Source organism: Fibrella rubiginis (assembly GCF_017353185.1).
Taxonomy (GTDB): Bacteria; Bacteroidota; Bacteroidia; order Cytophagales; family Spirosomataceae; genus Fibrella; species Fibrella rubiginis.
In genome coordinates this window covers 50359-71373 of sequence record NZ_JAFMYV010000016.1, presented here as the reverse complement: position 1 = coordinate 71373, position 21015 = coordinate 50359, and the positions used below count along the sequence as shown (strand labels likewise).

Annotated in this window: 19 protein-coding genes and 2 tRNA genes; 12 read left to right on the top strand and 9 right to left on the bottom strand. The window is 53.6% G+C overall.

From position 1 onward, the window contains the following. Positions 1–16: 16 nt before the first annotated feature. From J2I47_RS24200 to J2I47_RS24185, 4 genes are all read right to left on the bottom strand, one after another. A complete protein-coding gene (locus tag J2I47_RS24200) occupies positions 17–3451 on the bottom strand; it encodes a pyruvate carboxylase (protein ID WP_207367199.1) in 3435 nt (1144 codons plus the stop codon). Positions 3452–3941: 490 nt separating this feature from the next. Beyond that, a complete protein-coding gene (locus J2I47_RS24195; protein ID WP_207367198.1) occupies positions 3942–5027 on the bottom strand; it encodes an acetate and sugar kinases/Hsc70/actin family protein in 1086 nt (361 codons plus the stop codon). Between the two features lie 127 nt (positions 5028–5154). Then, a complete protein-coding gene (locus J2I47_RS24190; RefSeq protein WP_207367197.1) occupies positions 5155–6198 on the bottom strand; it encodes a hypothetical protein in 1044 nt (347 codons plus the stop codon). Between the two features lie 127 nt (positions 6199–6325). Continuing rightward, positions 6326–7036 carry a hypothetical protein gene (locus tag J2I47_RS24185; protein WP_207367196.1) on the bottom strand — a complete coding sequence of 237 codons (711 nt, stop codon included), beginning with the start codon at positions 7034–7036 and terminating at the stop codon, positions 6326–6328. 187 nt (positions 7037–7223) lie between these two features. Here J2I47_RS24185 and J2I47_RS24180 point away from each other — a divergent pair, with 187 nt between their 5' ends. The 5 genes from J2I47_RS24180 (at position 7224) to J2I47_RS24160 (ending at position 11757) form a co-directional block, all read left to right on the top strand. Further along, the gene (locus J2I47_RS24180; RefSeq protein WP_229374919.1) at positions 7224–8288 is read left to right on the top strand and encodes a galactokinase family protein; all 1065 of its coding nucleotides are present in this window, start codon (positions 7224–7226) and stop codon (positions 8286–8288) included. 57 nt (positions 8289–8345) lie between these two features. Further along, positions 8346–10382: a (E)-4-hydroxy-3-methylbut-2-enyl-diphosphate synthase gene (gene ispG, locus J2I47_RS24175; protein WP_207367255.1), complete on the top strand. Its 2037-nt coding sequence runs from the start codon at positions 8346–8348 to the stop codon at positions 10380–10382. Positions 10383–10577: 195 nt separating this feature from the next. Continuing rightward, complete coding sequence (locus J2I47_RS24170) at positions 10578–10766, top strand: DUF6728 family protein (RefSeq protein ID WP_207367194.1); 189 nt, start codon at positions 10578–10580, stop codon at positions 10764–10766. Continuing rightward, a complete protein-coding gene (locus tag J2I47_RS24165; RefSeq protein WP_207367193.1) occupies positions 10763–11128 on the top strand; it encodes an MmcQ/YjbR family DNA-binding protein in 366 nt (121 codons plus the stop codon). The genes J2I47_RS24170 and J2I47_RS24165 overlap by 4 nt, the downstream gene beginning before the upstream one ends. A gap of 68 nt (positions 11129–11196) precedes the next feature. After that, entirely contained in the window at positions 11197–11757 is a 561-nt protein-coding gene (locus J2I47_RS24160; RefSeq protein ID WP_207367192.1) for a tetratricopeptide repeat protein, read from the top strand. A 312-nt stretch (positions 11758–12069) separates the two neighbouring features. On the opposite strand, the gene J2I47_RS24155 is transcribed toward J2I47_RS24160, so the two are convergent. The 3 genes from J2I47_RS24155 to J2I47_RS24145 all read right to left on the bottom strand — a co-directional run bounded on the left by J2I47_RS24155 (position 12070) and on the right by J2I47_RS24145 (position 13660). Next, positions 12070–12639, bottom strand: a complete 570-nt coding sequence (locus tag J2I47_RS24155; RefSeq protein ID WP_207367191.1) for a DoxX family protein — start codon at positions 12637–12639, stop codon at positions 12070–12072. Between the two features lie 808 nt (positions 12640–13447). Next, positions 13448–13524 (bottom strand) — tRNA-Pro (locus J2I47_RS24150). A gap of 46 nt (positions 13525–13570) precedes the next feature. Further along, positions 13571–13660: transfer RNA gene (locus J2I47_RS24145), tRNA-Ser, on the bottom strand. A gap of 207 nt (positions 13661–13867) precedes the next feature. Between J2I47_RS24145 and J2I47_RS24140 the strand changes: the two genes are divergently transcribed. The 7 genes from J2I47_RS24140 to cdaA all read left to right on the top strand — a co-directional run bounded on the left by J2I47_RS24140 (position 13868) and on the right by cdaA (position 20183). After that, complete coding sequence (locus J2I47_RS24140; RefSeq protein ID WP_207367190.1) at positions 13868–14818, top strand: VWA domain-containing protein; 951 nt, start codon at positions 13868–13870, stop codon at positions 14816–14818. A 30-nt stretch (positions 14819–14848) separates the two neighbouring features. Continuing rightward, positions 14849–15574 carry a hypothetical protein gene (locus J2I47_RS24135; protein WP_207367189.1) on the top strand — a complete coding sequence of 242 codons (726 nt, stop codon included), beginning with the start codon at positions 14849–14851 and terminating at the stop codon, positions 15572–15574. 30 nt (positions 15575–15604) lie between these two features. Then, positions 15605–16780, top strand: a complete 1176-nt coding sequence (locus J2I47_RS24130) for an acetyl-CoA C-acyltransferase (protein WP_207367188.1) — start codon at positions 15605–15607, stop codon at positions 16778–16780. 83 nt (positions 16781–16863) lie between these two features. Beyond that, on the top strand, positions 16864–17814 hold the full coding sequence (locus tag J2I47_RS24125) for a phosphoribosylaminoimidazolesuccinocarboxamide synthase (RefSeq protein ID WP_207367187.1): 951 nt from the start codon (positions 16864–16866) through the stop codon (positions 17812–17814). 104 nt (positions 17815–17918) lie between these two features. Continuing rightward, positions 17919–18338, top strand: coding sequence for an STAS domain-containing protein (locus J2I47_RS24120; protein ID WP_207367186.1), 420 nt, complete (start codon positions 17919–17921; stop codon positions 18336–18338). A 46-nt stretch (positions 18339–18384) separates the two neighbouring features. Further along, on the top strand, positions 18385–19278 hold the full coding sequence (locus J2I47_RS24115; RefSeq protein ID WP_310587732.1) for a ribonuclease Z: 894 nt from the start codon (positions 18385–18387) through the stop codon (positions 19276–19278). A 101-nt stretch (positions 19279–19379) separates the two neighbouring features. Then, positions 19380–20183 carry a diadenylate cyclase CdaA gene (gene cdaA / locus J2I47_RS24110; RefSeq protein WP_207367185.1) on the top strand — a complete coding sequence of 268 codons (804 nt, stop codon included), beginning with the start codon at positions 19380–19382 and terminating at the stop codon, positions 20181–20183. A 96-nt stretch (positions 20184–20279) separates the two neighbouring features. Here the strand turns inward: cdaA and J2I47_RS24105 are convergent, their stop codons facing one another. Beyond that, a complete protein-coding gene (locus J2I47_RS24105; RefSeq protein ID WP_207367184.1) occupies positions 20280–20687 on the bottom strand; it encodes a DUF4332 domain-containing protein in 408 nt (135 codons plus the stop codon). A 63-nt stretch (positions 20688–20750) separates the two neighbouring features. Beyond that, the gene (locus J2I47_RS24100; protein ID WP_207367257.1) at positions 20751–20966 is read right to left on the bottom strand and encodes a hypothetical protein; all 216 of its coding nucleotides are present in this window, start codon (positions 20964–20966) and stop codon (positions 20751–20753) included. Between the last annotated feature and the right edge of the window lie 49 nt (positions 20967–21015).

Below are 21015 nucleotides of genomic sequence, written 5' to 3'. Positions count from 1 at the left end.
GAAATGCTCTCATAACTTATCCAAGTTCAATCACCCAGTCGTCTTGCTCAACGGTGGTGTTTTCGGGCAAAAGTACCTGCTTGACAGTGCCGGGCTGCTGGGCGGCCACAATGCTTTCCATCTTCATGGCCTCGATGACAAACAAGGGCTGATTTTTCTTTACTACGTCGCCGGGCTTAACCATAATCCGTGTGAGGCGACCCTGCAACGGTGCCCCCACGTCGCCGGGTTTTCCTACTTTCTGGTTGCGGGCTTTCTCCACTTTTAGTGCCTTGTCACGTACCCGTACCTGCCGGCCCTGGCCGTTCAGTTCAAACGTGATGGTGCGCATGCCGTACTCATCGGCTTCGGCCATGAACAGGAGGCGGACAAGGATATTTTTGCCCTCGGCAATGGGCACCAGAATCTCTTCGTTGGGCTTCAGGCCATAGAAAAAGGCGGGTGTAGGAATGATGCTTACGTCGCCGTACTGCTCTACCGCTTTGTGGTATTCCTCGTACACCTTGGGGTACATTTTGTACGACAAATAGTCCAGGAAGCCGTCATTGAGCGGAAAAGCGGTCTGGAACTGGGCAAAGTCCGCGTCGAAATCAATAGGGGCGAGGTGTTCGTTGGGGCGACCGGTGATGGGCTCTTCGCCTTTTAAAACCGCTTTCTGGATGTTTTCCGGGAAACCGCCGTATGGCTGACCCAGGATGCCTTTCATCAGCTCTTTCACCGATTCAGGAAATGACAACTCCTCGCCGCGCTCCAGTACGTCGTCGGCGGTGAGGTTATTGGCGGTCATGAAAATGGCCATATCGCCCACCACTTTTGACGAGGGCGTCACCTTCACGATGTTACCAAAGAGCTGATTGGCAACGGAATAGTTCTTCTTCAGCAACTCAAACCTATCGCCGAGCCCGGTGGCGATGGCCTGTGGTTTGAGGTTGGAATACTGCCCACCGGGAATCTCGTTTTCGTAGACTTCTGCGCTGCCTGCTTTCATGCCGCTTTCAAACGGATAGTAGTACTCACGCACATCTTCCCAATAGTTGGAATAGGCATTGAGCGACGGCAGATCAACGGGGCATTCGCGCTCATGACCCTGCATCATCGCCACTACCGAATTAAAGTTTGGCTGCGATGTCAGACCCGATAACGCTCCCAACGCACAGTCTACAATGTCAACGCCCGCATCAATAGCTTTCAGGTACGTAGCCGCCTGAATACCAGCCGTGTCGTGCGTATGCAGGTGAACGGGAATGCTCAGCGCCATTTTCAACTCGTCCACTAGCAAGCTGGCATCCAGTGGTTTAAGTAGGCCCGCCATGTCTTTGATACACAGCAGGTGCGACCCTTCGTCTTCCAGCTGCCGGGCCATGTCGAGGTAATATTGGAGGGTATATTTCTCGTCGATGCCGGTGTAACAAATGGCGGCTTCGGCAATGGCGCTGGTACGTTCACGCACGGCGCGGATGCTCACTTTCATGGCTTCAACCCAGTTGAGCGAGTCGAAGATGCGGAATACGTCGATGCCCGTTTCGGCCGATTTCTCCACAAATTTCTCGATCAGGTTGTCCGGGTAGGCTGAGTAACCCACCGCGTTGGACCCCCGAAACAGCATCTGCAAGAGCATATTGGGCATGGCTTCGCGCAGGGCTTCCAGTCGTTTCCAGGGACTTTCGTACAAAAACCGCATCGACACGTCGAATGTCGCGCCGCCCCAGACTTCCATTGAAAACAGTTCGGGATGCGCCTTAGCGAAGCCTTCGGCCACGCGCTGCAAATCCTGGGTTCGCACCCGCGTAGCCAGCAACGATTGGTGGCCGTCGCGGAAGGTGGTGTCGGTATAGAGTACCTGCTTTTGTTCCTTCACCCAGGCGGCAAATCCCTCGCGACCCAGGTCGCTCAAACGGTTACGGTTGCCATAGGGGTAGGGGGCATAAGGATCGAAAACGGGTACGACAGGTGTACGGAATACCTTGCTGTTGTCCGTCTTTTTTACTTCCGGGTTGCCGTTTACGATCACCTCGCCGAGGTAGCGCAGTACTTTTGTGGAGCGGTCCTGCGGCTTGCGGAGTTTGAAAAGTTCGGGGTGGCTTTCAATGAATGACACCCGCGCCTCACCCCGCTTAAATACGGGGTGGTCGATGACGTTCATCAAAAACGGAATGTTGGTTTTTACGCCCCGGATGCGGAACTCAACCAGCGCCCGCTGCAGTCGTTGGGTGGCTCCACGCAGCGTACGCCCCCGCGCCGATACCTTCACGATCATAGAATCGAAATAGGGCGAAATTTTCACGCCGGGATAGCTGCTGCCTTCGTCGAGGCGAATACCGAAACCGGCAGCGTTGCGGTAGGCGATAATGGTGCCAAAATCGGGTTTGAAGCCGTTGGCGGGGTCCTCGGTGGTGATCCGGCATTGAATGGCGTAGCCGTTGAGCGGCACCTCATCCTGATGGTTGATGTAAATGCCGTTGTCGGAGAGCTTATAGCCCATGGCAATCAGAATCTGCGTCCGCACCAGGTCAATGCCCGTTACTTCCTCCGTGATCGTGTGCTCGACCTGAATGCGGGGGTTCACTTCGATGAAGTAAATTTTCTCTTCCTTGTCGACCAAAAACTCTACAGTCCCCGCATTGCTGTAGCCCGCGGCCTTACCAATTTTCAGGGCGTAGGCATAAAGTTGTTCGCGGGTTTCCTGCCGTAGCCCAAACGACGGGGCCACTTCTACTACCTTCTGAAACCGCCGCTGCACCGAGCAATCGCGTTCGTAGAGGTGAATCAGGTTGCCATGGGTGTCGCCAAGTAACTGAACTTCAATGTGTTTTGGATTTTCGACGAATTTTTCGAGAAAGATTGTATCATCGCCGAAGGCATTCTTGGCTTCATTTTTGGCTTCGGTGAAGGCCTTCTCAAACGCCTCGGCTTCGCGCACTACGCGCATACCCCGGCCACCTCCACCGGCAGCGGCTTTCACCATAACCGGAAAACCAATGCGGGCTGCTTCCTGTGCGGCAAATTCCGGCGACATGTTCTCTTCCCGCGAGTCGGGGATGAGGGGGACGCCTGCTGTCGTAGCCAGGTTTTTAGCCCGTACTTTATCGCCCAGCGCCTCCATGGCTTCGGGGGTGGGGCCAACGAAGATGATGTTCTCCTCACGGCAGCGGCGGGCCAGGGTCACGTTCTCCGACAGGAACCCGTAGCCCGGATGGATCGCGTCGATCTTTTTGCTTTTGGCCAGCAGAATCAGCCCTTCAATGTCCAGATATGGTTTTAGTGGTTCATCGTCGCGCCCAATCTGGTAGGCTTCGTCGGCCTTATACCGGTGCAGCGAATAGCGGTCTTCGTAGGTGTAGACGGCCACGGTAGTGATGCCCAACTCGGTGGCAGCCCGCATGATACGGATGGCAATTTCGCCCCGGTTAGCTACCAGCAGGCGTTGGATAGGACGGATGTAATCTTTCATAAGTTGGCAACAAAAACAGCCTTTGGTTGTATGAACGGGCAACGACAGGGCAAAAATGTTGAAAAATCGGCAAAGGCCATGGCAGAAAGAGCCTAAATACTGACTACCTGGTACTATTCATTCTGGCCAATTGTACTTTACCAGTAAATTCATTGGTAATGCAGTAACGACCCTCTTGTTCTGACTAAAAAAGACAACATACCACCCAGGAAAAGAAGCGTCTCAGTTACAAGCGACATGGCCGCAATGCACATCAATATAAAGATGATCTGTGTCAATTGTGATTCAGTTGTTGGCCAACTTCTTGCTTTACTATGGTCTGAAAGTCAGTAGCGCAGCCGGATATCATCAACGGATTCGTAGATAGACACCACGAAAAAAGCCGCTGATGAAGCGGCTTTTTTCGTGGGTACCCGAAGAGATTAGCAGAGAGTCCGGGTTGCTAACTCAGGTCCTTGGTGCGTCAGCAATTCTGGCTCTCGTTATCCGACTATTTCAGACTCAGCAAGTAGCCAATCGTGAAGTTGGCATCCCAGTCGAAGACGAACTGCTGGCAGCCGGTAGCGTCGGCAACAGCTTTATAGATGTTTAAACCAGCTTTCTGTTTGGCATTTTCACTTTTGTAATCGGCGGGCATTTTCAGGACCGTATACCGCTCCTTGCCGTTGCGTACTTGCTTGGCCAATTCGAAGGGAATGCCACCGATGATAAAGCACGTTTTACGGTGGCTACCGGGCACCCCCTTTGCTTTGCTTTGCACTTCGCTGTAGACCTTAGCGTCGTCGTCGCCATTTTGGAAATACTTGGCACCGTACGTTTCGACGGCTGACACGTTGCCGCCGTTTTTCCAAGAAATCTTGGTGTTGCCCGAGCCAATATCCACCACAAACGCGTTATCGTCGAACTCAGGTGGCAGCACTGCCCGCAAACCCAGTCGGCCTTCCTGTTCGGGCGTTACGGTGTTAACCACGTAGTTCAGTGCTTTCAGGTTTTTGATGATTTTCTGGGTGGTTTCGGCCTTCAATGCACCCGAACTAACCACAAACTGGATCTCACGACCATTGACGCCGAAGTTGAGCATATTGCTGATGTACTGCTTCAAACCCGACCGGATATCGAGGTCAGAGGCCATATTTTCCAGCACAAGGCTATTGCCAAAATCAGCTTTTTCCAGCTTCCAGCGTTTTTGATCGTCGATGCGCACAATGAACGAGTTGAAGCCACTGGCCCCAAGCTCTACTACCCCCTTTAGCTTGCCGCCAACGGGTTCTGCTGCCTGAAAATTAAACGCCGGACGAGCGCCATTGCTGCTCGCCTCGCTCGACGTACCCGACGATTTGTCATCAGACGTAGCCGTGGCTTCACTACTGGCCTCGCTACTGGCCGAACCGGTGGCATCGGGTGCGGTATGGTCTTCGTTGGAAGGCAGCGTAGACGAGGTAGTCTGCTCGGTTTTGTTGCCCGCCCGGAATTTCTGGATCAGGTCAATCCCGGCTACGTATTTTAGTCCTAAATAAATAAGGCCAATGATAAGGGCCGTAATCAGCAGGCGACCTGCGGTGGTTAAGCGTTGCATGAAAATGGGTGTTCAAAGTTTAAAGTTCAAGGTCCAACGTCCAAGGTTCAACGTTCAATATTGCTTCACCCTGGTATTCTGAGCGCGAAGCAACTTTACACATTGTACTTTAGACGTTGAAGGCATGTTAATCCAACAGGCTCCGGTAATTTTCGTCTTTGGGTGGGTTGATCACGCGAGCCTGAACGGGGGCATCGAGTTGGTTGGCAGACGCAGGGTTGAGCTGTACCATCGAAAACTCGCCTTTATTGTAGGCTTCCAGCAGTTGTTGGCCCTTGTCGGAGAGCATGCCGTTCTGGATGTCTACACCGTTGATGAAGTCCATCGACAGGTCCATGGCCCGCTTCATTTCGCCCAGCTTCTTGCTCATATCATCCTGGATGTACTCCATCGACTCGTCGAAATAAAACTTCTTGTCGGGGTTGCCTTTGAAGATGCTGACGGCGGTTTTCAGGGCGTTTGAGCTTTCCTTAACAATCTGGTATTCAGTTTCTTTCAGCTTTACCTTGATGTCGGTTTCCTTGATCAGGTAATCGGCAGATTTGTTCACCTTCTCCATAAAGTCGAGTACGAGCTTCATGTTGCGTTGAAGGGGCAGCAGCTTTTCGTTCATTTCCTGCAGGCCCGCACCTTCCATAGTGGCCAGGGTGGCGGCTTCCTTCATGCCGGGGCGGGTGGCAGCCAGCTCGTTGGCTTTGTTGGCCTCGTTAAATTTGGCCTTGATGTTGTCGTTGTTCTCGTTGATCTTCTTGTTCAGTTTCACCAACTGCCCCGCCAGCGTATCAATCTGTCCCTGCATTTTCTCGCGCTTTTCGCGGAGGTCCTGCACGTAGATTTTCATGATGGCGATGGGGTCGAGCTGAACCACCACGCCGGTGATTTTGCGCATGAACGTTTTGAAGAGGAAAAACACCGCCGTGCGCACGTCGCGGCTGGTGAACAGGAAGATGAGCAGAGCCAGCACACCCAGCAAACCCGCCAGGTAGAGCGTATTTTCGGTGGCGCGGATCAGAAATTCCATGATCCGGTTGAAATAAACCAGGCCCAGTGCGCCAATACCGGCCAGTGCCAGCATGCCCGCAATGCCTTCGGGACGGCTCCAGAAGGAGCCTTTGCTGGTTCCCTCCGAAGAGTTGCCGCCAGCGAGTTGTGAAAAATCAGGAGAAGCCATGTGTTTTATGATTTACGAGTAGGGATTTACGATGTACGAATTACGACTTACGATTTATTGCTTACGCCAGAGTAAACCTGCGCTGGCGTAAGCAATAAATCGTAAGTCGTAATTCGTACATCGTAATTCATTTAAGATAAGAGCCAATCTTAGCCACGTCGGCTTTGATCTGTTCGGTGAAGTTGGTGTAGGTAGCCTCGAAGTTGGCCCGGTTCTGGTTGATCTTGGTGCTTTGCTCCGTCACTTCACCACCAATCTGGGCCAGCCGTTCGTTGTTTTTTCCTAGTCGCTGTTGCAATTCGGCAATCTGTTTGCCAATGGCGTCATTATCGGCCTGGAGTTTTTTTTGCTCGGCCTGCAAACCACCCACACGGTCCTGAATAGCCGTTTCTACGCTTTTTAGAAACGCGTCGCGGTCAGCCGTCAGCGCCGTCAGATACTGGTTGGCGGCTACGGCAAGTGTTTGCGGATCTGCAGTTCCGGCCATAGCTTTGAAACTGGCCCAGGCGGCCTGAAACTGCTTGTCTTCGGGCAAACCCAGACTGCTGAGGTTGCGCAGAATTTCGCGGAACTCGAAGTAGTCCGGCCCTTGTAAATTGGCCTTACTTAGAACCGAGGCAAAGTGGTCCACAAACTTCGTATCGATGCTGCCTGTTCCGGCTGCCGTTGCTCCCGAAGTGCGCGGAGAATACGATGACACGGGTGGCCCGGTAGGGGTCGGTGGCATCTGTCCGGGTCGCGGCGTAGCCCCTGGTGGGCTACTCTGCTGCGCGTTGGGGTCTTCTTTAATGAAGAATCCCATTAATTTTTCACCAAGACTTTTGTCTGTGTCTGCCATACCGATTGGTTCGTGATTGACGGGGCAATACTACAATCTTACCCCTAATGTACAACAGCGTACTCTGACAAACGGTTGTAGAACTGTGCGGATGTACACGGGAGTAGATGGACGAAAAAACCACGTTTCTGCTATCAAGTATCCTGTTCTCAACGGCACCTTCACCCGCAGAAACCTCTTTTTACTCTTGACTGCTCCCGTTATTGTCTCTGTTCCTGGCCGAATCTGTTTGTTCGGCGACCACCAGGACTACCTGGGCCTGCCAATCATTACGGCTGCCCTGTCGGTAGGACTAAAGCTAACCGCCTGGCGACATGGTCCTCCGGGCTTTCGTTTCCGCTTAACCAATCCCGAGAGTCGCCTAAGCGTTCCGTTCGACGGTGTGCCACTGCTATACGAACACAGCCGCGACTATCTGCGGGCCTGTGCCAATGTGCTGCTGCGCGAGGGGTTTACGTTCAGCCAGGGTATCGAGGGCAGCTTTCAGGGTGAACTGTCGGCTGATCTGGGTGGCGCGTCTGCCATGATTCTTGACTGGATTGGCGTCCTTAGCCAACTGGCCGATCAACCTAAGCAACTGGAGAGTAAGGCATTGGTTGAATTGGCGCACGCGGCTGAAGTGCGTGAGTTTGGGGAGTCGGCCAGTATGGCCAATCAGTATGCCATGGCCCTTGGCGGGGTGCTTTGCCTAACTACCAGCCCAACCCTCTCCGTGCAGCCATTGCCTGTTGCGTTGGGCAGTTTTGTGGTGGCCGAGACGCCCGATTCAGTGCCGGAGGTAAACTCGCTGGCTAGTCCGGTGACGCGCAACCGACTGATCATGAACGACGTGCTGGAACGGGTTGGACAGATGAACCCCGCCTTTTCGCTGCACACGGCTACGGTTACCGAGGCCACCGAATACAAAGACCAGCTGGGTAAAGACGAATACCTGTTACTGAAGGCCACGCTCGCCAGCCGCGACCTCACCGCCGACGCCCTGTCGCTGTTTCATTCGCCCCACCTCAACCACGCCCGGCTAGGCCAACTGCTTACCCAACACCACACTTACCTGCGCGACGCCTGCCATTATTCGTCGGCCCGGGTAGACCGGCTTCTTGACGTGGCCCTGCGGGCTGGCGCGCTGGGTGGTAAGATCAACACGTCGGGTGGGGGAGGGTCGCTGTTTGTTTATGCCCCCGACAATGCCCGGTCTGTTGCTGAAGCTATCGAACGCGCCGGGGGCAAGGCCACGGTAGTAAGGGTAGCGTAGCCGAACAGGCTTGCAAGCGATTTTGTTACCTTTGTGGCGCTATACAATGCCACGCTCATGCTCGATTTTCTGACCAATGCCTTTACCAGCCAGGACGCCGAAGCGCCCGCCCTTTATGCGCCTTCGCTGACCGACTACCGCCGTCGCAAGACCATTACGGTCAACATTGGCGACGTGCCGATGGGCTCCGATTACCCAATTCGGGTGCAGTCGATGACCACCATCGACACAATGGATACAAAAGGGTCGGTAGAGCAGAGCATCCGCATGATCGAGGCGGGCTGCGAATACGTACGTATTACGGCACCAAGCGTGAAAGAGGCGCAGAACCTCGAAAACATCCGCAAAGAACTCCGGGCGCGGGGCTATACCACCCCCCTCGTTGCCGATATTCACTTCACGCCCAACGCCGCCGAACTGGCTGCCCGTGTGGTAGAAAAGGTACGTATCAACCCCGGTAACTACGCCGACCGGAAGCGGTTCGAACATATCGACTACACCGAGGCGAGCTATGCCGCCGAGCTGGAGCGCATCCGCGAAAAATTCCTGCCTCTGATTCGTATCTGTAAAGAATACGGAACGGCCATGCGCATTGGTACCAACCACGGTTCGCTTTCTGACCGGATACTGAGCCGCTACGGCGACACGCCCATCGGCATGGTGGAGTCGGCACTGGAATTTCTGCGCATCTGCGAAGAAGAAAACTACTATAATACAGTGCTCTCGATGAAGTCGAGCAACCCGCAGGTGATGGTGCAGGCCTACCGACTGCTGGTGCAACGACTTGGCGAGGAGGGTCTTAAACCGTATCCGCTGCATCTGGGCGTGACCGAAGCGGGCGAGGCCGAAGATGGTCGAATCAAATCGGCACTGGGTATTGGCACGTTGCTGGAAGACGGCCTGGGCGATACCGTGCGTGTGTCGTTGACCGAAGATCCGGAATTTGAAGCTCCCGTGGCGAAGGCGCTGATTGACCGCTATACCCACCGTGCCGAAACGGCCAAACCCATTCCGGCTCTTACCGAACTGCCCTATGACCCGTTTACGTATGCCCGCCGGCAAACGCAGGAGGTAGCTAATTTTGGTGGTAGCAACGTACCCCGCGTGCTGGCCGACTACAGCCAGACACCAGTGCAGGAAGTAGACGTGCTGAAGGCGGTAGGTCATTTCTACCTGCCCCTGCCCGATAAGTGGCGTATGAACGATCTGGGGGCCGATTACCTCTACACGGGTGCGCAAACGGCCGGTTTCATGCTGCCCAACGGTCTGAAAGAAATAGTCGATTATAGCATCTGGCGCAGCCATCCCGACCTGTTGAACGTGCTGCCTATGCTTACCGTCGACCAGTATTTGCTGGCCCGGCAACAGCAACAGGGACTTCATATTCGGCTTAACTTTGTACGGTTTACCCTGGCCGATCTGACCGATGAACTGGCGGCGGCGTTCAAAAATGACCGGAACATCGTGGGCGTTGTCTTCACCGATAACAGCCACGCCATGCCTGAACTGCGGCGGCTGTTTGTCGAACTGGTCAATCGTGAACTGACCCTGCCGGTAGTTGTTCAACGTCGTTATACCGATCTGCCCACCGCCGAATTACCCCTCTATGCGGCCACTGACGTAGGCGGACTGCTCATTGACGGGTTTGGCGACGGCATTTTGCTGGAAGCAACCCGGCCCGGACCGAGCGGCGGTCCTGCCGCTGACCTCGAGGAGCAGAAGCAACTCAACGGCCTGGCGTTTGGTATTTTGCAGGCCGCCCGGACGCGCATCACCAAAACCGAATACATCTCCTGTCCATCGTGCGGACGTACCCTGTTCGATTTGCAGGAAACCACCGCCCAGATCAGGCAGCGGACCGAACACCTCAAGGGCGTTAAGATTGGCATCATGGGCTGCATCGTTAACGGCCCCGGCGAAATGGCCGATGCCGATTACGGCTACGTAGGCATTGGCCGCGACAAAATTGCACTATACCGCGGGCAGCAGGTGATCAAAAAATCGGTCCCCGCTGCCAATGCCGTAGACGAATTGATCGAACTGATCAGAGAAGACAACCGCTGGATTGAGCCGGGAATCGAGGTGGACGAATAGTGAAAAAGAGGTCAAATACAGGCCGTTTGGTAAACCTTTTCGGGGCAAAAATGGCTATATGATAGGAGGGCGTTTAAGGTCTAATGGTCAATGTCCAACGCAGGACTATGAAGGCGTAAGCCAAGATCGGCACAACGTTGGACATTGACCATTAGACCTTAAACGCCCTTCATCACACGTCAAAACAACTTTATTGTGAGCCGTTTAGCCGATTATTTCAAAATTGGGCCTGTGTTCAGCTACTTCCTGAACGTGTTTCGTAAGCCAGACCCCAGCAAGCCCTCCAACGTGAACCTGCGCATGATGCACGGAATCAATCGTATTTCGATCGTTATGTTCCTCATTTGCGTACTGGTGATGATCTACCGAGCCTTTGTTCGATGACCTTCGACGAACTGCGAACCTATTGCCTGGGCAAACCCGCCACAACTGAGTCGACGCCGTTCGACGAAACGACACTGGTGTTTAAAGTGGCGGGTAAAATGTTTGCGCTCAGTGATATAGACACTCGTCCGGTGCGGGTTAGCCTGAAGTGCGACCCCGAGCGGGCCGCCGAACTGCGCGAAGAGCACGATGCCATTGAGGCGGCTTTCCACATGAACAAGCGCCATTGGAACACCGTTACCATCAATGGCTCCCTGCGTGATGCTATGATCCGTGAACTGATCGACCATTCGTATGAACTGGTGGTGAGCGGGTTACCCAAAGCCACTCGCCTTTTGCTTAGCCACTCGCCCGCCGAATAGTAGCCAATGGCAGTTCGGTTGGATCGAAATTCGTAAATTAGCCTTCTCAAAAACGACGAGTCAACGGTATGGAAGTCGCAGCACTGGGATTCCTGTTTGTTATCTATCTGGTTCTCCGCTATTACCTGATCGATCACGAGACGGCGACGGATAAAGACACCCGTCGGTTTCAGACAGGTATTCAGCAGATCAAAGCCCGGCAGATTAATGAGGCCTTTGACTATTTCAACGACGCGGTCAAACAACACCCGAATTCGGCGGTGGCGTATGCCTTCCGGGGGAAATGCCAGTTGTTGCTTGACAACCATTACTCGGCCATCTACGACCTTACCCAGGCCCTCAACCGTGACAACACCATCGCCGACTGTTACCTCGACCGGGGGATGGCGTTCTATAAAACGGAGCAGTATACAGAAGCTTTCCGCGAGTTTGACAAAGCCGTTTGGCATATCCGCGATGAACGCCCCGATGCCTACCGGTGGCGTGCCCGCGCCCGCATTGAACTCCGGCAAATTAGCCAGGCCGAAAACGACCTGCGTCGGGCGGTTATGCTGGGCGACGAAGATGCCTTTCAACTCCTACGACAACCGCCCTTCACCCGTCCCCAAACCGTAAGCAAGCGGCGTTAAATAATAGACAATCAACAGAAAAGCCACCTTTCTCAAGGTGGCTTTTCTGCTGATATCAGATTAGGTGGTTACCTCATAAGGTGATCCTGGTTAGATCATAATCTGTCTGATTAACTATATGTTAATCAGCATTTTAAAGAACAATAAAACGCGGATGACAATATGGTTGACGGAATGTCTGATAGTGAAGCGTAGTTAACCGCAACGGCAGACCGTCGCTGAATTAGCCAAGGCAATTCCTTTCGATAATAGCCAAAGAGATTGTGAAAGGCATCTTTGTCTTCTTGCCGGAGCCGGACTACTAATGCCGTTTCAGTAGGTCGTCTGATCTTGAAGCGAAGGCTGTAAACTACGCTGCACTTTAGGCACTGGCTTACCTAGAGAATTGCGGAAACTCTTCGGTTCAGCGACAATTCGGGCACCCGTCCAGGTGGAAGCAATAACCATACCCGCTGCCACCAAAATAATATCTTTAATGATATACTGGGCAGCTAGAGTTGGGGCTGGAAAAGGACTATGAAACAATTCATAGGGAAACAATACCAGCGGAGACATAGCCCCGATCATTTGAGCCGCCATCAGCCAGACGCCGACCCGTAAGAACCGGCCCGTCAGAAAACTAAGCCCGATGAGGCATTCAAGCCCAGCAACAAAATTCATGGCACTATGACCTGACAAGATGCCAAACGTAAGTACTTGGGTGGTACGGGTGGCTAAATCTTCGATGGGGCTAATGCCCGGAAAAAACTTTAAGGCACCAAAAACCAAAAAGACGATGCCCATTCCGATACGGAGCAAGGGGATACTATGGGCGACCAGCCAATGATTCATACGCGTATCAAGGCGGTCGAAACGATCAAATAAATTGACGAAAAGATTCATACAACTAAGTGGTTAAAGCGTTCAGTAAACGAATACAAACGCAATTGCCCCTAAGCTAGATTCATACGAATCTGACAACCCCCACTGTTCCATCGAATGAACTAACTACTGACTATTGTAGCAATACACGGTAATAACGAGCGTGGACACGGGGGCTTTAAGCAGACATTTAATGTCGGCTACCTATGCGTTTTTTACAGTCAGTGAAAGTTAATTCGCTTTTATCCGGAGATACAATAAACCGCGTCAGTTGATTAACGTTTTACTTTATGAATCTTTTCCGGTTCTGAATCATAAAAAAAGGCTAATCTGTTGATTTTGAGCATGTCGTCTCAAATCATGATTAGCCTAATAGTACAAAATGTGATCCCGGTTGGATTCGAACCAACGACCGCCTTCTTAGCTTACCCACTACAATTTTCATTGCATAACGATATACGTTACTTTGGGGTCTGGACTCTGTCTTTACCTTACCAATTCAGATTTAGGTAGTTGCCGTCGAGTCTCTACACCTTCCCTTTCGGGCTTGGCTCGGCGTTACCATCTGTCTGCTCTCGTTTTGTAATGAAAACCTGCTCGTAAGCCTACAAGCAAATTGTCACTGTATCCGACATGCAAAACAGGAAGGGTTCGCCGAATTTGACAACATCCCATTGGCCGTTTCCAAACCAATGGCTCCTAACTTAAAGGAAGATGCTCTATCCAACTGAGCTACGGGACCAAAAAAAATGAGCTTAAAGTTTCAAGCTTAATGTTTGACGTTTCGGGAAAAACATCAAACCTTAGACGTTAAACTTTAAACTCATTTTGGTCGGGGTGGCAGGATTCGAACCTACGACCTCCTGCTCCCAAAGCAGGCGCGATACCGGGCTACGCTACACCCCGAAAAACAAATTTACGCTACTAACTAAAAAAACGGGCACTTACACTGTGGCGGAGAGAGCGGGATTCGAACCCGCGGTACCCTTGCGGGTACGGCAGTTTAGCAAACTGCTGGTTTCAGCCACTCACCCATCTCTCCACTCGGCTGATAATCGCCCGTTTCCGTTTGATTAGGGTGCAAATATAGGATGCCTTACAGCACCACGCAACCCAAAAAGCCGTTTTTCTTTTGCATTGACCTATTTTCGCAACAACACAGGCTGGCTGTTTTGGTGGCAAAAAAACGTCAAAGGGTTGGCACTGAGTAAGCTAATAGCCAAAATCAGGTTGTGCAAAAAAAGAACGAATGAGCTGGTTATATCCATTTTCGTCGACAGAGTGGGGTATCGTGGGCGTGTTTGGCTTGCTCTATGTCTATTATTTCGTGCGTTCGTTTCGACTGGCGAGGCTGCTGAACGTGACTCCCTGGGCTGTGGTACCCAAATTTGTGCTGCGTTCCGGTGCGCTGGCCATGTTGCTCATTGCCCTGCTCGGTCCGCTCTTCGGCGAAACGACGCACAGCGTCTCCGCGCAGGGACGCGACGTATTTGTGGTGCTCGATGTGTCGCGGTCGATGGATGCCGCTGACGTGGCCCCTACCCGGCTCGAGCGGGCAAAATTCGCCGTTGGGCAACTGCTCGATTCGCTGTCCAGAGACCGTTTTGGCCTTATACTGGTGTCGGACGATGCGTTTTTGCTCTCGCCGCTCACCACCGACCGTGCCGCCCTCGGTCAGTTGTTGCGGGCTGTTCAGGCCGAACCAACGGGTGGCAGCAGCCTTTGCGCTGCTCTTGAACTGGCCCGACAGAAATTGCTGACCGACTCGACCACGCAAACCCATACGCAGGCGGTGGTGCTGGTGAGCGATGGCGAAAACTTTGGCCCCTGTGCGCCAACGATGCTCACTCAGTTCAGGCAATACGGCGTCGCGCTGCTGGCTGTTGGTATGGGTACCGACGCCGGTGGACCTATACGCGAAGGTAGCGCTTACGTTAAAGACGAGCAGGGACAAATTGCCCATACCCGCCTCAACCGCGACTGGCTGCGTGCGCTGGTTCGGAACACGCCGGGCTATTATTTCGATGGCACCGACGGCGTGGCCGATCAGGTGGCATCGGCACTGCGATCCTTGCCGGGCCGCACCATCGACCAACGGCGACTGGCAGTTTCGACCAATAAGTACTACTATTTTCTGGGCGTGGCATTGGTGCTCATTGCCCTCGACGTGCTCATCACCGTGCGTACATTTCGGCTGTAGCCTCACCCTTTTTCCGTAATTTTGGCCAGTATGGTCCTTCTCGTTCGCCTAGCCCTGTTTTTCGTCCTGCTTCCTTCACTGGGGAGTGCCGTTGTGGGCGACAGTGTGCTGAGTGGTACGTTCCTGGCCGAGTCGAAGCTGGGCTTGATTTCGCGGCGTAATCAGGCGCGCAAGCAGGCCAACATCGCCTATCGTCAGGGGCGGTATGAGCAGGCGCTGGCGCAGTTTCGGACGGTACTCGAAACCGGACAACCTGTGTCGGCAGTTGAACACCTGGCCGTGGCTCACATGTATTTCCGGCTGCATCGGTTCCGGCCCGCTTCCTACCATTATGGGTTAGTCAGTGGCTCGGTGACACCCGCTGTTTTCAGCATCGCGTCGGCCCAACTGGGCGTGCTTGCCTGTTACCGCCGCGACACGGCCACGGCCCTTTCGCAGTTTCAGCGGGCCCTGCTCAGCGACCCGGAGAATAAGGCCGCCCGCCTGAATTATGAGTGGCTAAAACCACGCTATTCGGGTAAAAAACGGCAGCCGAAACCTCAAAAAAAAGCAGCTACAGCCCAACAGGAGGTGTCGCAGCAGGTGGAAAAGACGGAACAGCAACAGGCAAAGCTGAATCCATTTCGGAACGTGAACATGACCGAAGAACAGGCTCGTCGGTTGCTCGACGCCCTACAAAACGACGACCTCCCTTACGCCTTGGCTCGTCGGCGGCAGCTTCATCGCAGCAGCGCCGGAACGGCCGGACGCTGGTAAATAGTCATCAACAAACAGTAATCATCTAGTATGCAGGAAGTCGTTATTATTGCCGCCGTGCGCACACCTATCGGTAGTTTTGGTGGAACGTTATCTACGCTGTCGGCCACCGATTTGGGCGCGGCGGCTATCAAGGGAGCGCTGGCGAAAGCTGGTGTTGCACCCGAACTGGTCGAGGAAGTGTACATGGGTAATGTGGTGTCGGCCAACGTGGGTCAGGCACCGGCCAAGCAGGCCGCCCTGAAGGCTGGTCTGCCCGCCAATATTCCCTGTACCACCATCAACAAAGTCTGTGCATCGGGCACCAAAGCCATTATGCTGGCCGCCCAGACAATCCAGCTTGGCCTGGCCGACGTAATCGTTGCCGGGGGTATGGAAAGCATGTCGAATGTGCCGTATTACGTGCCCAAAGCCCGTTTCGGCTATAAATATGGCAACGCCGAACTAGTCGACGGTCTGGCCAAAGATGGCTTGCTGGACGCCTACGACGAGTGCGCCATGGGTGTCTTTGCCGATGCCACTGCCGAGCGTTACCACATCAGCCGCGAAACGCAGGATGCCTACGCCGTACAGTCGTATCGCCGTGCGGAAGCCGCCACCGAATCGGGGGTTTTCAAAGAAGAAATTGTGCCGGTAGAAGTGCCAGGCAAAAAAGGAGTGGTGATGGTGTCGGAAGATGAGGAGTTCAAAAATGTGTTTTACGACAAAATTCCGGCCCTAAAACCAGCCTTTACCAAAACCGGAACCGTGACAGCAGCCAACGCGTCGACCATCAACGATGGGGCCGCCGCGCTCGTGCTCATGAGTGCCACCAAAGCCGCTGAGTTGGGCCTGCAACCGCTGGCTCGTATTCTGGCCTTTGCCGATGCCGAGCAGGAGCCGCAGTGGTTCACCACCGCCCCAACCAAAGCCGTACCCAAGGCGCTGGAACGGGCAGGTCTGACCGCCGACCAAATTGATTTTTACGAAGTGAATGAAGCCTTCGCGGTGGTGCCACTTGCATTCAGCGAGGTGTTGGGCGTGCCGCAGGAAAAAATGAATGTGTTCGGCGGGGCCGTGTCTATTGGTCATCCACTGGGTGCATCGGGTGCGCGTATCGTGACCACACTGACCAACGTGCTGCACCAAAAAAAGGGTCGCTACGGTGCTGTAGGCATCTGCAATGGCGGCGGTGGTGCCTCCGCCATAATTATTGAACGAATGTGAAAACTAGTTGTGCGTGCTTCGCCGGCGAAGCCCAGAGCGTGAAGCTTCTCCACACGTACAATTGAAAAGACGCCCTTTTTTCTATGCCCAACCAACCTTTCACCTTCCCCGGACAAACCGGATTTTACCGGGGGAAAGTCCGCGATGTATATTCGTTTGCCAATCATCCGGCGGGGCCGCGGCTGGTGATGGTAGCCTCGGATCGGATTTCGGCGTTTGACGTGGTGCTGCCCCGGCCCGTGCCGCATAAGGGACAGGTGCTCAACCAAACGGCTGCTCATTTCCTCCGCGCCACCGCCGACATTGTGCCCAACTGGCTGCTGGCCGTGCCTGACCCCGCCGTGAGCGCGGGCCTTCGGTGTGAGCCTTATGCCGTGGAAATGGTGGTGCGGGGCTACCTGGCGGGTCATGCCTGGCGCACCTACCGCGCCGGTGGGCGAGTGCTGTGTGGTATCACCCTGCCCGACGGGTTGCGCGAAAACGACCGGCTGCCCAACCCCATCCTGACGCCCACCACCAAAGCCCACGAAGGCCACGACGAAGATATTTCGCGCGAGGAAATCCTGGCGCGACGCATCGTTAGCGAAGAAGAATACGTACAGCTGGAAAACTACGCGCTGGCCCTGTTCCAACGGGGAACCGAGATGGCTGCCCAACGGGGTTTAATTTTGGTCGATACCAAGTATGAGTTTGGGCGGGTGGGTAACGTTATCTATCTGATCGACGAAGTACATACGCCTGATTCGAGTCGCTATTTTTACACCGACGGGTATGCCGAACGCCTGGCTGCCAATGAGCCACAGCGCCAGCTCTCGAAGGAGTTTGTGCGGGAATGGTTAATGGAAAACGGGTTCCAGGGGAAAGAAGGACAGTCCGTACCTGCCATGTCAGACGAGTGGTTAGCCCAGATTTCGACCCGCTACATCGAGCTTTACGAGACCGTAACGGGACAGTCGTTTCAGCCGGCTCCGGCCCAGAACCGGGATGCAGAAATAGAGAAGGCCATTTTAGCTTATTTGCAAACAAACGAATAGCCGCGACGTTACACAGCAGAACCAGCTCGTTTCACTACCTGCGGTTTGTTGCCTGTTCCGGTCTGTAGACAAAACTGAACGCTATTCGCAACAGGAGTATACACATGGAATTTACCACTGAAAAAACAGAACGCTACGCCCTGCTGCGGCTGAGCGAAACCGAGTTTGCCAACACCGTACCTGCTGATTTTGAAGGCGCATGCCGGGGGCTGCTTCGAGAAGGATTTAGCCGCCTGATTGTTGACCTGGCCACCGTGCAAACCGTGGATGACGCGGGGCTGATGGCCATTCGAAAGATAAATCGCCAATGCAGTAATGAGCTTGGTTTACTGGTGTTGGTAACAAAGAATGACGAGCTGACTGATTTCCTGGAAGACGCCCGCATTACCGACCTGACCATATTGCCCACCGTGGAAGAAGCCATCGACGCGGTGTTTATGAACGAACTGGAAAACGACTTCGGCAGCGGAGCCGATGATGAATATGACGGAGAGTTGGATGAAGGATTTGAGCCCGAACGGTAACGTATCTACTACCGAGCCTGTATCCACGATTCCGTTTGCGATTACCATGTTGGGGTCCGGCTCGGCAACGCCTACGCTGGACCGCCACCAAACGGCTCAATTGCTCAACTATAACGGTGACTATTTCCTGATCGATTGCGGCGAGGCTACCCAATACCGGCTTATTGAGCAGCGCGCCCGGCCCAGTCGGCTAAAGTATATTTTCATCAGCCACCTCCACGGCGACCACTACTTTGGGCTGATGCCCCTGTTGTCGAGCCTGAACATGGGCGGACGTACCGAGCCCTTGTACCTGTTTGGCCCGCGCGGCCTGGATGAAGTCATCACCACCACGTTCAGGGTCTCTAACGGAAAGTTTTTCTTTCCTCTTCATTTTCAATCAATTAATCCCGACGTGCCCACGCTGCTGCTCGACTTGCCGGGCCTGACTGTTGAGAGTATTCCGCTGGATCATGGGATAGAGTGCACGGGATTTTTGTTCCGCGAAAAGCCCTACAAACCCCGCCTCCTGCGCGAGCGGCTCCCCGCAGAGGTGTCTATTGAAGCCCTGAAAACGTTGAAAGAGGGCCATGACGTGCTCAACGACACGGGTCAGGTGCAGTATGCCGCTGCTGATTATACAACGCCCGGCCCGGCGGCCCGGTCTTATGCTTATTGCTCAGACACCCGCTACAACGAGCGTATTCTCCACCAGATTCAGGGGATCGACCTGCTCTATCACGAGGCCACATTTCGCGATGACAATGCCGGTCGGGCGTCGGAAGTACACCATACTACCGCCCGGCAGGCGGCAGCGCTGGCCCAAAAGGCGGGCGTTGGGCGGCTGCTGATTGGCCACTTCTCCTCGCGCTACAAAACGTATGATGGGTTCCTGGCTGAAGCGCAGGAGGTTTTTGCAAATACTGAACTGGCTATTGAAGGGCAGCAATTTCCCGTGTAGCCCAACGGCTGACCAAGGCTTTGGCTCGGTTTTGTTCGGCAGAGTGCAGTTGGCGTTGTATCTTGCCCGCCAACGAAATGCATTGCCCACTGCCCCACACTATGTTTCTGATTCGCCTTGGTTTTCTTGATATTGGCTGGCTCGACGTGCTGGATATTACGTTGGTAGCCATCCTGATTTACCAAATATATACCCTGGTGCGGGGCAGCGTTGCCAGCCGGGTTTTTGTGGGCTACCTCTTCGTTTATCTTTTCTATCTGGTTGTTAAAGCACTGGGGCTGAACTTATTAACAACCATTTTAGAGTATTTTATTAGTGTTGGTGCACTGGCTTTGATCATTATTTTTCAGCAAGAGATAAGGCGATTTTTGCTGCTCATTGGTAAGTCGACCAACATTGGTAATAACCCCTGGATTAGAAAATGGCTGCTGCGCCAACCCGACCTGACCGAGCCAACCACACCGCTGAAGCCGATTCTGGATGCGTGCAAAATGCTCGCGGCCGAGTTCTCTGGCGCGTTGCTGGTGATTCAGCACAACGACGACCTGACTAAAATTGCCGATTCGGGTGAGCTGTTGAATGCTGAGTTGTCGAAGCCATTGCTGTTGGCTATTTTCAACCAATACAGCCCGCTGCATGACGGGGCGGTGTTGATAGCAGACGGCCACATCCGGGCGGCACGGTGCATACTGCCCGTGTCTGATGATGCCGAATTGCCCGCTACGATGGGCTTCAGGCACCGGGCTGCTGTGGGCATGAGTGAGGCTACTGATGCTGCCGTCATCACAATCTCTGAAGAAACCGGCCGACTATCGTTGGCCTTGAACGGTGAGCTGATCATTGGTATCACCATCCACGAGCTCGAAGAACGACTGAGTCAATACCTGAGCAAGCCCCGGAATTGATGATAGAAACGAAAAAGTGATGGGCTTACACAGCAGAAAAACAGCTTGTGCAAACCCATCACTCAATCACTCTTCCTGTCTGTCATTAAACCAATCCTAATATTCCAGCATAGCGGGCAGGCCTTTAGCCTGATCAACGAATCCTGCCACCTGATCGGCCGAGGGTGGACGTTGCGTTAGCTGACGTACACTGTTGATTTCCACCAGTTTAGCGTGTAGGTTAGCCGGTACGCGCTTTGATAATTCTTTAACGGTATCTACGCCTGCTTCTTCCATCAGGTCGCTATAAACCCGACCAATGCCTTTGATGCGGGCAAGGTCGGCACGGTTGGCCAGCTCAAGGAGCATGGCTGCATCAACGCCAATTGTACTGGCCAACTCCTTGCGGCCTTTTGGCGTACGTGTTGCTTCAAGCAGGGTGTCTGAATCGACTAAGCCCTGTGCTTTAAGTAGATTGATGAGGGCGTCGTTAATACCTTTCAATTCGCCAAGTGTGAGGCTCATACGCATTTGGGGTAGGGGATAAGTTTTGTCTAACTGGTCTTTTACCAGCCTTTCAACTATAAATTAACGCATTAAGTATTTACGTCTGGTAAGGTTAAGTAGAAATTTTTTTTGAACGGTAAAACTTTCTACGCTCACTTGGTCGAATAAACGAGACCATTCGTCGAAAATAACGGGGTCTTCGGCGGCAAAACGAACCGCATCAATCTTCTTGGTAGCTAAGTATTCTTCGAATGTCATCGCTGTAATAGCCGACCTGACAGGCTGGCGGTCGAACATAATTTTTTGAGTATTGGTATGGGCTTTGCCGGGTGCATCTGCTTCAACA